This window comes from Nocardia arthritidis, from assembly GCF_011801145.1.
GTDB lineage: Bacteria > Actinomycetota > Actinomycetes > Mycobacteriales > Mycobacteriaceae > Nocardia > Nocardia arthritidis_A.
Map to the genome: position 1 here is coordinate 1091525 of NZ_CP046172.1, position 15378 is coordinate 1106902.

A 15378-nucleotide genomic window follows, 5' to 3' on the forward strand; every position below is an offset into this window, starting at 1 on the left:
ACTGTACGCCTGTCTTGAACATTTGTGCAAGACAGGCGTATGAGACAAGTGTGTAATTCAGGTGTTCTTGTGGCAGACCGCCTCGAGCATGATGTCGTCCGGGCCGAGCCAGAAGGTCGCGTAGTACGGCGGCGGATACTGCGGGAATTCCTGTGGTGGGTGCAGGATTTCGGCGCCGCGGGCGATCGCCCAGTCGTGCACGCGGTCGACGGCGGCCCTCGTCGGCACCATGAAGGCCAGGTGCTGCAGGCCCGGCCGGGTGCGGGAGTAGCCGGGCGTCTCGGCCGGATAGAAGAAAAGATAGGTGCCGACCTTGCCGTCGGCGGGGCGGTAGGCGAACTGGTCCTGCGCCCGCAGCAGCGGCTCATAGGCGAGCAGCGGCATCAGATCGTCGTAATACGACTGGGCCGCAACGAGATCGGAGACGTTGATCCCTAGATGTCCGAGTGGCATCCAGAAAATCTACGCCTCAGGACAGCGTGGTGTGCCAGACGATGGCGGCGGCCAGGGCGCCCGCGCCGTTGACGGACCAGTGCAGCGCGATCGGCGCGAGCAGACTGCCGCTGCGGCGGCGCAGCCAGGTGAAGACGACACCGGCGCCCGCGGTGGCCGCGACGGCGAGCAGGATGCCCAGGATCTGTCCGGCGACTCCGCCGCCGAGGAAACCGCTGAGACCGCGGTTCCCGCTGGTCAGCCCCAGCGAGGACGCGACGTGCCACAGCCCGAAAAGCATTGAGCCCGCGGCGAATACGCCCCGCGCGCCGTACACCCGGTCCAGTGTTCCGTGCAGCACGCCGCGGAAGGCGAGTTCCTCCGGAATCACGGTCTGCAGCGGGATGACGATCATCGAGGCGATCAATGCGCCGGAGATGGTGGCGTATCGGTTGGCCAGGAAGAACGGGCGGGTCACCGGCAGCGCGGCGCCGATGGCCACCGCCGCGAGCACCACCGCGACCGCGGCCACCGCGTACAGCGAGCCGCGCCGCCAGTGTCGCGGTGAGAGTCCGAGCTCGGCCCAGCCCAGCCCGCGCCTGCGCACCAGCGCGAGCAGCACGACGGCCGCGATCGGCACGCTGAGGATGCTGGCCCACGCTGTGGTGAAGTGGGCGATCAGATTCGTGCCCGCGAGCACGACGACGACCACCGCGACATCGATGTACGCGTGCACCTTGCGACGGGAGTCCTGGACGAGCACCCGGCCAGTCTACGGATGACCGGCGGGACTCATTCGCCGCCCGACCAACCGGCGAGGTCCGTCCACGCTCGCAAAGTGCGTGTGGTTTCGAAGCGCCGCGGCTCCCGGGTCACCGGATCGGTGAATTCCAGCGTCGACGCGAGCAGTTGCAGCGGCCGGGTGTAGTCGTCCACCGGCTTGTCGGTGACGACTGGGTAGAAGTCGTCGCCGAGGATCGGAATGCCGAGACTATTCATATGCAGCCGAAGCTGATGCGTTCGGCCGGTGTGCGGGCGCAGCCGGTAGCGGCCCAGCCCGTCGCGGTGTTCGAGCAGTTCGATCTCGGTTTCGGCATTGGGTTCGCCCGGTATCTCCTGGGCGGCCAGCACCTGCTTCTCCTTGATGATCCGGCTGCGCACGGTGCGCGGCAGCGCCAGCTCCGGATCGAAGGGCGCGATGGCCTCGTATTCCTTACGCACCCGGCGCTTCTGGAACATCGTCTGGTATGCCCCGCGCAGCGCCGGATCGATGACGAACAGCACCAGTCCTGCAGTCACCCGATCCAGCCGGTGCGCGGGCACCAGATCGGGCAGGTCGAGTTCGCGGCGTAAGCGCACCAGCGCGGTCTGCAGAACGTGCTGGCCGCGCGGGATGGTGGCGAGGAAATGCGGCTTGTCCACCACGAGCAGCGCGGCGTCGCGGTGCACGACGGTGATGTCGAACGGCACCACCTGTTCCACCGGCAGATCCCGGTGGAACCAGACGGCGCCACCGGGAACATAGGGTGCGTCGGGCCCGATGGGACCGTCCAGGTCGACGATGCCGCCCTCGCGTAGCAGCTCATCGATCCGGGCGGACGGAACCCGCGGCAGGCGCTCGACCAGATGGTCGCGGATGGTCGCCCAGTGCCCGTCCTCCGGGAGCCGGAGGCGGGCCGGGTCCAATCCGTGCCGCTTGGGTAGCGGCGGCTGCTGCCTGCGTCTCATCGGGATCGACCCTAGTCGGCGGGCTCGCGGAGTCGGTGCGGGTACCTGGTCAGAAGCCGCGCAGACGGTCGGGCGTGATCCGGACGACCGTCGAATACTTCGCGTAGAACTGCTCGGGTGTCAGCGAGATGGAATTCATGCCTTTGCGGTATTTGGTTGTGAACGCCTCGATCTCGGCGGGTGTCGCGCCGTTCGGGTCGATCCTGGCGGTACCGGTGAACACGGCGACGTCGTTGCCGCCGGCGGCGGTGTTCAGATTCAGCGCGACGCGCGGGTTGCGGGTGAGGTTGCGCAGCTTGGCCTGATTCGGCTCGCTGAACAACAGGAATTCCTCGTCGCGCCACTGGAACCACACCGGGTTCGGCTGTGGTGTTCCTGATGCGCCGACGGTGGTCAGCCAGATGATGGCCTCGCGGGCGAGGCGTTCGGTCACCCGCGCGCCATATTCGGTATTCGGGTCGACGACGGATGCGGATCGATCGGATGCCGTTGCGGTCATGATCTCGAAAACATCCGAGCGCGGCGCCTGATTCCGCGATTACGGTTCGGCGCGCTCGTCCAACACCATCAATCGCGCCTCGACGAGCGTCTGCCGGGCGCGGCGGCGCACTTTGCACAGCTCCACGCTGCAAGCGAGGTGCACCTGCATCGCCCGATGCGCCTGTGCCGGCGTGAGTTCGCCGGGGTCGGTGCGGCAATCGGTGAACAAGAAAACGGTCTTTGTCACCAACATTATTGAGCTCCTATTGCGGTATCGGCGACGGTGCGGTCCGGCCGCCGCATCATTCTGGTTCGATCGAAATTACTTGCGCCGCGCCGTTTTCGGCTCCTCATTGTCGATCGTTCAACCAACCTTCGGTCTTTTGTCGAGACGGTGATATGCAGGAGTCTCGTCAGTTATCGCAGTGCGCCGCAAAGGATTCGGCGCGGTTAATAGTTGACCCCTGTTGCGGAAAGTTTGACCGGTCGCGTTTCGGTTTTCCGGCACCGCCGTAAAGCCCGAACTTCCGACCTTGGAATGTTTTAATCAGTTCTGCCGGTCCGGGGTTGCGGCATACGCTGGACGCAGCGATGTTCGCGTGACGGGAGGGCTCATGGAACACGAATTGCTGCAAGAACTTTGGTTCTCGTGGGGCGAGCGCGGCGCTGCGCTCACGGAGACACAGTGGGCGACGCCGACCAGATTGCCGGGCTGGACGGTCCGGGAGTTGTTCGCGCACACCGCACCGACCTCGGCCTATCTGATCCCGTCCCGGGCCGCGGTGGTGGATCGGCCCGCCGCGGTCTCCAGCGGTCCGGAGGCCCTGCGCTTCTACAACCGTCCTGGCGGCCTCGCGCGCACCGGCGCGGATGCCATCGCCGAGGAGGCGCGCAATACGGCCGCCGATCTCGAAACCGCCGTGCTGGTGCGGCGATTCGCCGAGGACGGTCCCGCGGGCTGGGCGCTGCTGCGGGAGTTGCCGCCAGAGACGGTGCTCGAGCGGCCGTTCCTCGGTACCGCGACGCTCGGCGCGATATACGAGATCGCGGTAATGGAGGCGACGGTACACCTGCTCGATCTGGTCGCCGCCGTCGGCGGACCGCCGCCACCTGCCGCCGCACTGCGGCTGACCAGCGAGATTCTGGTCGCTGTCGCCGATCCGGTGGAGTTCATCGAGGCGGCCACCGGGCGTACCGAAAGGTCTGTACTGCCCGTTATGCGCTAGTCGCTGACACCCCGCTCGGCCGGAATATAAGTTAGCCTAACCTACAAAAAGCGGTCGCGGCTGGTGCGACCGGGTTATGGCGGTACCACGGTCGAGAGGCGAGGACGGATGACGGTAGCGGTCGCGCCGCCGCCCGACGCGGAGACGGGCAACCGTCCGCCGCGGGCGGAGGCGAAAGCGCGTAAGCAACGGGAAGCTTTGGCGCGCAAGGAAATTCTGGCTCCGGTGCGCCGGACGCTGACGATGGCGAGCCTGCTGGTCGCGGTGGCGTCGGTGTGTTCGGTGGTGCCGTTCGTGCTGATCGTCGCGGCCTGCCGGGAACTGCTGGCGACCCCGGTGGACACCGGCCGGGTGTGGTGGCTGCTCGGCGTCGCCGTGCTGGTGCTCGTGGTGCGGGCGCTGCTGCAGGCCGCCGCGCTCACCTGGTCGCACCTGGTGGACGCCGGATATCAGCTGACGGTGCGCAGGTTGCTGGCGGCCAAGTTGACCAGGGTGCCGCTGGGCTGGTTCGGCGAACGCACCTCCGGCGAGGTGAAGAAGTATCTGCAGGACGACGTCGCGGCGCTGCACTATCTGGTGGCGCACGCGCGCTTGGATTTCGTCGGCGCGTTGACGGTGCCGCTGGTGACATTGGTATATCTGCTCACCGTCGACTGGCGGCTCACGCTGGTGCTGCTGATTCCGCTGATCGCCTACGCCGTGCTGTACAGCCGGATGATGGATCAGTCGGGGCGGGACCGGTTCGCCGTATACACCCGATGGGAGCGGCGCACCCAGGAGGTGGCCATCGAATTCGTCGACGGCATCCAGGTGGTGCGCGCCTTCGGTCAGGCGGGCAAGGCGCACAGCGCTTTTCAGGAATCGGTGGACGGGCAGTCGCAGGCCCTGCGGCGGTTGAAGCTGCCGATCGTCGGAGTGCAGTCGGCCTCCGATGTCGTGGTGTTGCCGGTGTTCGTGATGTTGATCGTGGTGGTGGCGGGATTGTCGGCGGTCGGGCTGGATTGGCTCGGGCCGCTCGACGTGCTGCCGTTCCTGCTGGTCGGCCTCGGCCTGGGCAGTTCGCTGCTCGGATTGGGTTACGGCGCACAAGCTTTGCGGGCTGCGGGGGTGGCCGCGGTCCGGCTGTACGAGTTGCGGCAGACGGCCGAGCTGGCCCCCGGAGAGTTATCGGACCCCGGAGAGTTAACGGAAAGCGCCGCAACGGATTCCGGCCTAGTCCGATTCGAGGGTGTCAGCTTCGGCTACCGTGACGGCCACGACGTGCTGCGCGGCGTCGACCTCGAACTCCGTCCCGGCACCATCACCGCGCTGGTCGGCCCCAGCGGCTCCGGGAAATCGACGCTGGCCAAACTGCTGCCGCGGTTCTACGACGTGGGCGCGGGCCGAATCACCATCGGCGGCCGCGATATTCGCGATTTCCCGAGCGAAGAGCTGTATCGCACGGTCGGATTCGTCTTCCAGGACGTCCGGCTGATCCGCGGTTCGATCCGGGACAATCTGCGGCTGGCCCGGCCGGATGCCGACGATGCCGCGCTGGAGCGGGCCGCCCGCGCCGCGCAGATCCACGACCGGATCGTGACGCTGCCGCGCGGCTACGACTCCGAGATCGGGGTGGATGCCACGCTGTCCGGCGGTGAGGCGCAACGGCTTTCGATCGCCCGTGCGCTGCTCGCCGACACCCCGGTGCTGGTGCTGGACGAGGCGACGGCCTTCGCCGACCCGGAATCCGAGGCGGCGGTGCAGGACGCGCTCGCCGAGCTGGTGGCCGGGCGGACCGTGCTGGTGATCGCGCATCGGCTGCACACCATCACCGGTGTCGACCGAATCCTGGTGTTGGAGAACGGAACCCTGGTGGAGCAGGGCGACCACGCGAGCCTGCGCGATGCGGGCGGGACCTATCAGCGACTGTTCGAGATCAACGAAGCGGCATTGGCCCTCGTGGAAGGAGCGCGGGCATGATTCGCAAGGCACTCGGGCTGGTTCCCGCCGATTTCGCCGGGCTGACACCGAAATTGTTCGCCGCCATCGTGGCGCAGGCGCTGAGTCAGGCCGTCGCCTACCTCTTGCTGGTGCCGGTGTTGGAGGCGCTGTTCGACGGCGATCTCGGCCGCGCCTGGGCCTGGACGCTCGGTATGGCGGTCGCGGTCGCGGCCGTCCTCGTATTCGGTTATCAGCAGGCGTCGCTCGGGCTGCGGATCGGTGTCGGGATGCAGCACGGATTGCAGACCCGGCTCGGTGATCAGCTGAACGCGCTGCCCCTCGGCTGGTTCGAATCCCATGCGGCCGGGCCGATTTCGCGGATCATCGGGGAGAACGTGCGCGAGCTGCAGGGCCTGGTGGCCTATCTGCTCGCCAAAGTGGTTACCGCCGTGCTGGTTCCGCTCGGGGTCGCGGTCGGCATGCTGTTCATCGACTGGCGCATCGCGCTGGCCATGCTGTTGGCCGCGCCGGTGCTGTATCTGGTGAACGGCCTGGCCAACCGGTCGTATTCGCGGGCCGATGCCCGGCTGCACGACGCGGCGGCCGAGGCCGATTCGCGGGTGGTGGAATTCGCGCAGGCGCAGCCGGTGCTGCGGGCCTGCGGTGCGGTGGGCGCGGGTAACCGGGCACTGGAAAGCGCACTGGCCGAACAGCGTTCGGCTAGCAGGCGGCTGCTGTTCGCATCGGTGCCGGGCCTGATCGTATTCGCGCTGTTCGTGCAGGCGGTCTTCCTGGTGCTCGTCTATATAGCGGTGGGCCGGACCACCGGTGGCGCCATTTCGGCCGCAGCGGCCATCGCGCTGATCGCGGTGAGTTCGCGCTTCATCGAACCGCTCAATCAGGCGGCGCAATTGGGCACCGCGCTGCGGACCGCCGCGGCCGCCGCGGACCGCATCACCGGGCTGCTCGCCGAGCCGGTGCTGCCGGAAGTGACGAAGCAGGTGACACCGGGCGCACCCGAAATCGTCTTCGACGATGTGACTTTCGGCTATCAGCCGGATAAGCCGGTGCTCGCCGGGCTGTCGTTCACCGTGCCCGCGGGCAGCACCACCGCCATCGTCGGGCCGAGCGGCGCCGGTAAGACGACATTATTGCGGCTGGCGGCGCGCTTCCACGATGTCACCGGCGGCCGGGTGCTGGTCGGCGGGCACGATGTGCGGGAACAGCCGTCGGAGACGCTGCTGAATCAGCTCTCGCTGGTGTTCCAGAACGTCTATCTGTTCAATCGCTCTGTCGCGGAGAATATTCGGATCGGCAGGCCGGACGCCACCGATGACGAGGTGCGGCGCGCGGCCGCGGCGGCCAGGGTCGACGAGATCGTCGAGCGGCTGCCCGATGGTTTCGACACACCGGTCGGCGAGGGCGGTGCTGCATTGTCCGGCGGTGAGCGGCAACGGGTTTCGATCGCACGGGCGCTGCTGAAGGATGCGCCGATCGTGCTGCTGGACGAGGCGACCAGCGCGCTGGATCCGCACAGCGAGGCCGTCGTGGTGCGTGGCGTGCACGAATTGACCAGGGATAAAACGGTGATCGTTGTGGCGCATCGGCTGTCGACGATCGCGCACGCCGACCAGATCCTGTTCGTCGATGGCGGACGGATCGTCGAACGCGGTACGCACGACGAGCTTCTGGCACGCGATGGCCGCTACGCGGCGTTCTGGAACGAGCGGTCGCGCGCGGCCGGTTGGCGCTTGGCCGCGGCGTAGCGCGACCCCGGGGCCCGGGCCTACTTCCAGTAGGCCCGGGCTTTGACGGCGGTCTTGGGCAGGCCGTGCACCGTGCGGAAGGTTTTGGTGATCGCGCGGGTGGTCTGACCGCAGCACGCGATCCAGGCGTAAGCGTCTGCGGGGCAATCGATTTCCTGCGCCTGCTCGCGCATCAGCCGTCCGCTGTCCAGCCGCTGCAGCCAGGTCACCTCGTGGTGCGGCTTGTTGCGGACCGGCAGTGTGGTGTCGGATTCGTGCTGCCATTCCAGCCAGACCCGGGCGGGGGTGTCGCCGATCGCGTCGAGTAGCGAGTTGATGGCGGGCAGGGAGGCGGTGTCGCCGAAGACCAGGTATTCGCGGGGGGTTATCTCGGGCAGGGTGAAGTCGGAGCCGAGCACGGAGGCGTCGATCTGATCGCCGACCGCGGCATTGCTCGCCCACTGTGCGGCGGGCCCGTGATGCAGTGCGAATTCGATCCAGCAGCGGTCGTTTTCGGGATCCGGGTCCACCAGGGTGTAGCCGCGCTGGTGTTCCTTGTCGCCGTTGGGGATCCAGAGCCGCACCCACTGGGTGGGATGCACCGGGTGGTCGGCGAGCAGACCTCCCGTATCGAAGCCGAGCCGAATGAATTTATCGGTGATCAACTCGGTGGAGGTGACGGTGAGCCGGTAGTCATCGGCCCGCCACGCCTTCAGCATCAGGCCTTCGAATCCTCTTCCCATGATGCTAAGCCTAACCTAACTATAGCGAAAACGCCGATGGTCCGCGACGGGCGCGGACCATCGGCGTAGGTCGCGGTTCAGACGTTGCAGGGCAGGCCCGCGAATCCGGCGATCTTGCACAGTGATTCACGGCTCAGCTTCCACTTGCCGTCTACCTGCCGCCAGGACAGCTCGACCAGTGGCATCTCCGGGTAGCCCGGCGCGACCGTCTTCAGCTGCGCGGTGGTGCGGTCGCCCTCGGTGTCGACCGGGCCGACAATGGACCACTGGTAGCCCGGCAGCGTATCGATGATGGCGGCGACCTGGTCGATGATCGGCAGTCCGGCCTCGCCGACCTCCAACTCGGCGGCCCGATCGGCCCGCGCCGCACCGCGATTCAGTGCGAGTTGGAGCTTTGCCTGCAGTTCGCCTGCACTCGGTGCCGCGGCCAGGTACGCGCTCGGTGCCGCGACGGCCGGTGCGGCGGTCAAAGCCGCGCCTGCGGGGCCGAGCAACGCGGCGGCGGTCACTGCGATCGCGGCGGCCGCCGCGCGATTCTTGCTGGTAATCATGGTGATCCAATCGTTTTCGGGATGTCGGTGGCCCGTTCGCTGCCGTCGCACGCGATAGCGCGATTCGGTGCCGTTCTGGAATATAAGGTAAGCCTATGCAAATATGGGTGCGTTGTTTCCGGCCTCGCTCGGCTCGTGCCATTCCGCGCAGCTGAGCGCGCTCGCGAATAGCTGACAGGTGGCTGGAATCACAGAGTTGGGAGTATCCGTGGACAGACTTCTGGTGGTCGGCGGCGGCCCGAAGGCGATGGCCGTCGCGGCCAAGGCGCATGTGCTGCGCTCGCTCGGGCTGCCCGCGCCACATGTGGTGATCGTGGAATCCCATGCGGTGGGCGGGAATTGGCTGCCGAGCGGCGGCTGGACCGACGGCAGGCACCGGTTGGGGACCAATCCGGAGAAGGATGTCGGCTTCCCCTACCACTCGACCTGGGCGCGCGGTCACAATCGCGCGATCAACGAGGCGATGGTGGCATTCGGCTGGACCGCGTTCCTGGTGGAGCGGGGCACCTACGCGGAGTGGGTGGATCGCGGCCGCCCGAGCCCGCACCATCACGTCTGGGCCAAATATTTGCAGTGGGTGGCGCGCAAATCCGAGGTCGAGGTGGTTTTCGGCACGGTCGAGCGGATTTCGCCCGCGGGTGAGGGCTGGCTGGTCTCGGTGACCGAGGCGGGTGGCGCGGTCACCGAACTGGCCGCGGATCGGTTGATGATCACCGGTCCCGGGCGCAGTGATCGCGCACTCGCCGACCATCCGAAAATGCTGAGCATCGCGGAATTCTGGAATCTCGCGGGTAAGCGCAGGCTGCCCGCCTCCTCGCGGGCCGCGGTCATCGGCGGCGGCGAGACCGCGGGTTCCGCACTGGACGAGCTGGTCCGGCACGACGTGCTGACGGTCTCGGCGATCTCGCCCGCGGCCACCCTCTACACCCGCGGTGAGAGCTATTTCGAGAACTCGCTCTACAGCGATCCGGCGAAGTGGCGGGCGCTGAGCCTGGCGGAGCGCCGAGATGTGGTGCGCCGCACCGACCGTGGTGTGTTCTCGGTGCGAGTGCAGGAGAATCTGCTCGGCGACAGCCGGGTGCATCACCTACAGGGCCGGGTGGTCCGGGTGGTCGATCAAGGTGAAACGGTGGCACTGACGCTGCGCAACGAGCTGCGCCCGGATCAGGTGCTCGCCTTCGATCTGGTGGTCGACGCGACCGGCGGCCAGCCGCTGTGGTTTCTGGAGCTGTTCGACGCCGACGCCGCGGATCTGCTCGAGCTCGCCGTCGGCGGTCCGATCAGCCAGGCGCGGATCGAGACGGCGATCGGACACGATCTGGCCGTCTCCGGTCTGGCGGCGAAGCTCTATCTGCCGAATCTGGCCGGGCTGGCGCAGGGGCCCGGCTTCCCGAATCTCAGTTGTCTGGGCGAACTCTCGGATCGGGTGCTCGGTTCGGCGCCCGTGCGCTCCGCCACAGTGTCGTATGCCGACGCGAATCGGACAGCCATTTAGGTTAGGCTGTCCTCATTATTGCGCGCTCGGTGAAGGTGAGGTTCGGTTCATATGCGCATCGTGTCGTTCGGCTTCCAGACCTGGGGGCGCAAAACCCTGCAGGCGCTGCTCGATTCGGGGCATGAGGTGGTGCTCGCGGTCACCCACCCGGCCAGTGCGCAGTCGTACAAGGCGATCTGGTCGGATTCGGTCGAGGAACTGGCCAGGGCGCACGGCATCCCGGTGCATCTGACCGAGCGGGCCGACGCCGAGACCATCGACCTGGTCAAGCGGGCCGAGCCGGACATCATCGTGGTGAACAGCTGGTACACCTGGATGCCGCCCGAGCTGTACAACCTGCCCCCGCACGGCACGCTGAACCTGCACGACTCGCTGCTGCCGCGCTTCACCGGTTTCTCCCCGGTGTTGTGGGCGCTGATCAGCGGCGCCACCGAATTCGGCCTCACCGTGCATCGGATGGATGAGCAGCTGGACACCGGCGATATCCTGGTGCAGCACCGGCTGCCGATCGGCCCAAAGGCGACCGGCACCGAATTGGTGCTCGCCGGAATGGAATTGATTCCCGGCGCGATCCGCGAGGCGCTCGACGCACTGGAATCCGGCACGGCGGTGTGGCGCCCACAGGACAAGTCGCAGCGGACCTACTTCCACAAGCGCAGCGAGCGCGACAGCCGAATCGATTGGCGCACAACGGCGGTCGACTTGGAGCGGTTCGTGCGCGCGCTGTCCGAACCATATCCGCGCGCGTTCAGCTTCTACCGCGGCGCGAAGGTCGAAATCCTGCACGCCGAGATCTCCGAGGCCGGTTACGGCGGCACGCCAGGGCGAGTGATCGTGCAGGAGGGCGGCGGTGTCGTGGTGTGCGGTCCCGACGCCCATCGCGGTAACGGCAAGGGGCTGTTGATCAAACGCGTGCGCACCGCCGATGGCGTCGAACATGCGGGTGCCGAATTCTTCAGTGGCGGAGGTTATCTCACCGACGCGCCGGAGTGAACGGCCGTGGCAGCATCGTCCGACCAGAGGCCGAAGGAATATGTCGACCATCGAAACAGCCAGGCAAGCGGTGGCTTTCGCGCGTCCGCTGTCCGCGGCGCAGCGCAGGGCCTGGTTCGTGCAGACCAGAGACCCCGATGACACCACCCTCAACACCTGTCTCGCCTTCCGGCTGACCGGCGCACTCGATCCGGCCCGGCTGCGTCGTGCGGTCGAAACCGTGGTGGCCAGGCACGACATTCTGCGCACCACATATGGCTGCGGCCCCGATGGCGAGCCGGTGCAGCTCGTTCGCGACGAACTGCCCGGGTGGTGGCGCGAACACGACGTGTCGACGGCGACCGAACTCGGCCGGGACCGCAGGGTGCGGGTGCTGATTCACCGGGCGCTCGGCAGACCGTTCGAGCTGGCCGACGAGGCGCCGCTGCGGATTACGCTGATCCGGACCGGCGCGACCGAATTCGTTTTCGTACTGATCGCGCACACCATCTGCTGGGACGACGACTCGTGGGACATCTTCCGCGCGGAGGTGAACGCGGCCTACCGTGGCACCGAATTACCCACGCTCACCACGCAATTCGTCGATATTGCGGTCTGTGACGACCGGGCGGACGAATCGGCGCTCGGGTTCTGGCGGGAGACGCTGCGGCCGCTGCCGGGCGCGCTGGAGCTGCCGGGCCGTCCGACCGGTGTTTACCCGCCACCGGTCGGCTCTGCCGCTCGCCAGTCCACCGGTGGTGCCCGGCGGAGCGGGCGGTGCACCGTGGCGGTGCCCGCCGACCTGGTCGGTCAGGTGTCCGCATTCGCCACCGCGTACCGGGTTTCGGCATTCGCGGTGCTGTTCGCCAGTTATCAGGCGATCGTCCACCGGTACACCGCCGCAACCGATTTCCTGGTCGCGGTGCCGGTGACGGACCGGGATCCGGCGAGCGTATCGATGATCGGCTACTTCGGCGATACGCTGCTGCTGCGCGCGACACCGCGGCCCGGCGACCGGTTCGCCGACGTTGTCGCCGCGGTCGAGTCGCACTGCGCAGCGGCCTTCGCGAACCAGGGTGTCGGCATCGACCGGGTGGTGCGCGAACTCAATCCGGACCGCAGCGCCGGTCGCGACGGCCTGGCCGAGCTGGTGCAGGTCGGCTTCGGTGCGCGGGAGGGTGCGCGCGGCTTCGAATTCGATGGAATCAACTGTGCTGCGGTCGAATTCGGCGGCCACGCGGCGCAACTGCCGCTGTCGGCTACCGCGGTGCTCGACGGGTCGGCGGTGCGGCTGGAAGCCGAATACCTCGACGACGTGCTGTCCGCCGAATTGGTCGAGCAGTTGCTGCGGCACTGGTTGACCCTGCTGCGTCGCGCACTCGCCGATCCGGCCCGCCCACTCGGCGCGTTGGAGCTGTTCGAGCCGGGCGAGCGGGCCGAACTGCTCGCGCTCTCGCGCGGCCCGGTGGTGCCGACCACGCCGGGCACGGTCGTCGAACTGTTCGGCCGCCGGGTGGCCGCGACACCTGATGCGGTGGCCGTCGTCGCGCCCGGTCGTGCCGGTGCACCCGACCTGGAGCTGACCTACGCGGCACTGCATCAGCGTGCGAATCGGTTGGCGCACTGGCTGATTCGCCAGGGCATCGGTGCGGAGGATATCGTCGCGTTGCGGCTGGGGACCTCGGTGGAATTCGTGGTCGCGGTGCTGGGCGTGCTCGCGGCGGGTGCCGCGTATCTGCCCGTCGACCCGGCGGGGACCGCCGCCGGGGTGGCGTGCCGACTGCTGCTCGACGCGGCCGATCTCGCAGCCGCCGAGCAGGCGGCGGCCGTGCTGCCCTGGCACGCGCCGACCGATGCCGAGCGGGTGCGCCCGCTGCGTCCGGACAATCTGGCCTACCTGGTCCACACCTCCGGGTCGACCGGAAAACCCAAGGGCGTACCGGTTTCCCACGCCGCGCTGACCGAACACCTCACCGGTTTCGCGGCCGAATGGGGTATCGGACCCGCGGATCGGCTGTTGCAGTCGGCGCCGGTGGGTTTCGACGCGTCGCTGCTGGACATTTTCGTGACGCTGACCGTCGGCGCGCGCCTGGTCATTCCGAAACCCGATGCGTTCAACGACATTCCGTACATCGCGGAGCTGATCGCCCGATACGGCGTCACGGTGCTGCACCTGGTGCCATCGACGCTGAGTACCTTGCTGCTGCTGCCCGAGGTGAGCGAATGGCGGGCGCTGCGGCATGTTCCGGTCGGCGGCGAGGCGCTGCTCGGTGAGGTGGCCGATCGGTTCGCCGGTGTATTCGACGCCGAATTGCGCAACCACTACGGCCCGACGGAGGCGGTGGTCTCGGCAACGCATTTCACCGTCGACGGCCCCCAAGGCACCGGGATCGTGCCGATCGGCAGGCCGAACCGGAATGTGTACGCTCACCTGCTCGACGCGCGGCTGCGGCCGGTGCCGCACGGCGTTGTCGGCGAAATATATTTGGGCGGAAATCAATTGGCCCGTGGCTATCTGAACCGGCCCGGCCAGACCGCGGCCCGCTTCGTCGCCGATCCGTACCTGCCGGGGCAGCGGCTCTATCGCACCGGTGATCTGGCGCGGCGCGGCCCCGACGGGGTGCTGGAATTCGTCGGCCGGGCGGATGCACAGGTGAAGGTGCGCGGGCACCGGGTGGAACTCGGCGAGGTGGAGGCCGCCGTCGCCGGCCATCCCGCGGTGGCGCAGTGCGTTGTGATCGCCGCGACCGACGCCGCGATCGGCACCATGCTCGCGGCATACGTCGTTCCCGTGCCCGGCGCGGCCATCGATCTGGAATCGGTACGGGCACATGCCGATACCGTGTTGCCCGGATATCTGCGGCCCGCGGCGTACACGGTGCTGGCGGCGATTCCGCGCACCGCCAACGGCAAACTCGACCGGTCCGCGCTGCCCGTCGCGGTTCGCACTGCGCGCCGACCCTATCGGGAACCGGCGTCCGCCAACGAGATTCGGCTCGCCGAAGAGTTCGGACGGTTGCTCGGGCTTGCGCGGGTCGGCGCCGAGGACTCGTTCTTCGAACTGGGCGGGCATTCGCTGCTCGCGCATCGGCTGCTGGCGTGGATCCGCGACGCATTCGGCATCGGGCTCGACGTGCGGGTGCTCTTCGACACCCCGAGCGTCGCGGGTCTGGCGGCGCTACTGGAGGCGCGCACGGCCGAGGCGAGCCGGGCGGTGCGCGCACCGGAGCTGAGCGACGAGGTGCGGCGGCGGGTGGTGCAGGAGTGGGCCACCGGTGTCGAACTATCCGATGTGCCAACGCTTTCCGCCCTGCTCGCGCGCGGCCGGACCTTTCCGGCAGACCGCGTCGCGGTGCGCTGCGGGACTACGGAGACGACATACGGAGAGTTCTTCGCCGGACCGCCCGCAGGCCTAGGCGGGTTGGCCGCGGCGCTCGACGCGACCGCCCGGCGCGGCGAACAGCTCGTGCTGCCCGGTGTGGACGGGTCGACGATCGTGCTCGACGGCGCGGCACTCGCCGCGGCCGTGGCGGACCGGCGTGCGGTGCTGGCCGACAGCCGCCCGCGCACCGATCCCGCGCTCGGCCGGGTTGCGGTGCGTTCGACCGATGCGCCGCTGAGGAGCGTGCGCTGCTGTGTCGAACTGCTGGCCGCGCTCGCCGACGGCGCAACCCTGGTGATCGATCCGGAGATAGTCGAAAATGGTTCGGCGAGACAGGCTTTCAGCTACCGCGTGGCCGGGTACGCGGGGGTTGTCGCGCGCGGACCCGCGGACGGCTCCCGGCGGGTGCGCCCGGTGCCGGGCGCGAAGGTGCTCGTGCTGGACGAGTCGTTGCAGCCGGTTCCGCCGGGAGTGCCGGGCGCGGTGTATGTGGGTGGCGCGGCGCTGGTTTCCGGATACCGGGACGCGTGCGCGGCCGATCGGTTCGTCGCGGATCCGTTCGTCCCGGGCGCCAGGCTGTTCCGCACCGACGATCATGCGCACTGGGATGCCGAGGGTTGGCTGGTGCTGACAGCAAATGATAGGTTAGCCTAACCTAGCTCAGGGCCTGGCTGTGTGCCCGGGATTCGACGAAGGAGACGCAG

The 15378-nt window shown here is 68.0% G+C and carries 13 protein-coding genes; 6 read left to right on the top strand and 7 right to left on the bottom strand.

What is annotated here, in order from left to right; translation table 11 throughout:
- Positions 1-57 precede the first annotated feature (57 nt).
- The 5 genes from F5544_RS04995 to F5544_RS05015 are packed head-to-tail and all read right to left on the bottom strand — an operon-like array spanning position 58 to position 2887.
- The gene (locus F5544_RS04995; protein WP_167472080.1) at positions 58-453 is read right to left on the bottom strand and encodes a VOC family protein; all 396 of its coding nucleotides are present in this window, start codon (positions 451-453) and stop codon (positions 58-60) included.
- 16 nt (positions 454-469) lie between these two features.
- A complete protein-coding gene (locus tag F5544_RS05000; protein WP_167472081.1) occupies positions 470-1195 on the bottom strand; it encodes a CPBP family intramembrane glutamic endopeptidase in 726 nt (241 codons plus the stop codon).
- Between the two features lie 29 nt (positions 1196-1224).
- Positions 1225-2160, bottom strand: a complete 936-nt coding sequence (locus F5544_RS05005) for an RluA family pseudouridine synthase (RefSeq protein WP_167472082.1) — start codon at positions 2158-2160, stop codon at positions 1225-1227.
- A 49-nt stretch (positions 2161-2209) separates the two neighbouring features.
- Positions 2210-2659, bottom strand: a complete 450-nt coding sequence (locus tag F5544_RS05010) for a TIGR03667 family PPOX class F420-dependent oxidoreductase (protein ID WP_167472083.1) — start codon at positions 2657-2659, stop codon at positions 2210-2212.
- 39 nt (positions 2660-2698) lie between these two features.
- Positions 2699-2887: a hypothetical protein gene (locus tag F5544_RS05015; protein ID WP_167471220.1), complete on the bottom strand. Its 189-nt coding sequence runs from the start codon at positions 2885-2887 to the stop codon at positions 2699-2701.
- Between the two features lie 367 nt (positions 2888-3254).
- Between F5544_RS05015 and F5544_RS05020 the strand changes: the two genes are divergently transcribed.
- The 3 genes from F5544_RS05020 to F5544_RS05030 all read left to right on the top strand — a co-directional run bounded on the left by F5544_RS05020 (position 3255) and on the right by F5544_RS05030 (position 7552).
- Positions 3255-3866 (top strand): maleylpyruvate isomerase N-terminal domain-containing protein, encoded by a 612-nt coding sequence (locus tag F5544_RS05020; RefSeq protein ID WP_167472084.1) that lies wholly within the window; start codon positions 3255-3257, stop codon positions 3864-3866.
- Positions 3867-3974: 108 nt separating this feature from the next.
- A complete protein-coding gene (locus F5544_RS05025; protein ID WP_167472085.1) occupies positions 3975-5825 on the top strand; it encodes an ABC transporter ATP-binding protein in 1851 nt (616 codons plus the stop codon).
- A complete protein-coding gene (locus F5544_RS05030) occupies positions 5822-7552 on the top strand; it encodes an ABC transporter ATP-binding protein (protein WP_167472086.1) in 1731 nt (576 codons plus the stop codon). Before F5544_RS05025 ends, F5544_RS05030 begins: the two co-directional genes overlap by 4 nt.
- A 20-nt stretch (positions 7553-7572) precedes the next feature.
- Here F5544_RS05030 and F5544_RS05035 read toward each other — a convergent pair whose 3' ends face one another.
- Together F5544_RS05035 and F5544_RS05040 are read right to left on the bottom strand one after the other, a co-directional pair.
- Positions 7573-8274 (bottom strand): siderophore-interacting protein, encoded by a 702-nt coding sequence (locus tag F5544_RS05035; protein ID WP_167472087.1) that lies wholly within the window; start codon positions 8272-8274, stop codon positions 7573-7575.
- Between the two features lie 77 nt (positions 8275-8351).
- Positions 8352-8825, bottom strand: coding sequence for a hypothetical protein (locus tag F5544_RS05040; protein ID WP_167472088.1), 474 nt, complete (start codon positions 8823-8825; stop codon positions 8352-8354).
- A 208-nt stretch (positions 8826-9033) separates the two neighbouring features.
- Here F5544_RS05040 and F5544_RS05045 point away from each other — a divergent pair, with 208 nt between their 5' ends.
- The 3 genes from F5544_RS05045 to F5544_RS05055 are packed head-to-tail and all read left to right on the top strand — an operon-like array spanning position 9034 to position 15328.
- Complete coding sequence (locus F5544_RS05045; protein ID WP_238847092.1) at positions 9034-10320, top strand: SidA/IucD/PvdA family monooxygenase; 1287 nt, start codon at positions 9034-9036, stop codon at positions 10318-10320.
- A 51-nt stretch (positions 10321-10371) separates the two neighbouring features.
- Positions 10372-11313 (top strand): methionyl-tRNA formyltransferase, encoded by a 942-nt coding sequence (locus F5544_RS05050; protein WP_167472089.1) that lies wholly within the window; start codon positions 10372-10374, stop codon positions 11311-11313.
- A 40-nt stretch (positions 11314-11353) separates the two neighbouring features.
- The gene (locus F5544_RS05055; protein ID WP_167472090.1) at positions 11354-15328 is read left to right on the top strand and encodes a non-ribosomal peptide synthetase; all 3975 of its coding nucleotides are present in this window, start codon (positions 11354-11356) and stop codon (positions 15326-15328) included.
- The last annotated feature ends 50 nt before the right edge of the window (positions 15329-15378 follow it).

Coding starts and splice junctions, on each gene's coding strand:
- F5544_RS05050 (WP_167472089.1), top strand. CDS start 10,372: ATGCGCATCGTGTCGTTCGGCTTCCAGACCTGGGGGCGCAAAACCCTG.
- F5544_RS04995 (WP_167472080.1), bottom strand. CDS start 453: ATGCCACTCGGACATCTAGGGATCAACGTCTCCGATCTCGTTGCGGCC.
- F5544_RS05035 (WP_167472087.1), bottom strand. CDS start 8,274: ATGGGAAGAGGATTCGAAGGCCTGATGCTGAAGGCGTGGCGGGCCGAT.
- F5544_RS05010 (WP_167472083.1), bottom strand. CDS start 2,659: ATGACCGCAACGGCATCCGATCGATCCGCATCCGTCGTCGACCCGAAT.
- F5544_RS05030 (WP_167472086.1), top strand. CDS start 5,822: ATGATTCGCAAGGCACTCGGGCTGGTTCCCGCCGATTTCGCCGGGCTG.
- F5544_RS05040 (WP_167472088.1), bottom strand. CDS start 8,825: ATGATTACCAGCAAGAATCGCGCGGCGGCCGCCGCGATCGCAGTGACC.
- F5544_RS05005 (WP_167472082.1), bottom strand. CDS start 2,160: ATGAGACGCAGGCAGCAGCCGCCGCTACCCAAGCGGCACGGATTGGAC.
- F5544_RS05020 (WP_167472084.1), top strand. CDS start 3,255: ATGGAACACGAATTGCTGCAAGAACTTTGGTTCTCGTGGGGCGAGCGC.
- F5544_RS05025 (WP_167472085.1), top strand. CDS start 3,975: ATGACGGTAGCGGTCGCGCCGCCGCCCGACGCGGAGACGGGCAACCGT.
- F5544_RS05055 (WP_167472090.1), top strand. CDS start 11,354: ATGTCGACCATCGAAACAGCCAGGCAAGCGGTGGCTTTCGCGCGTCCG.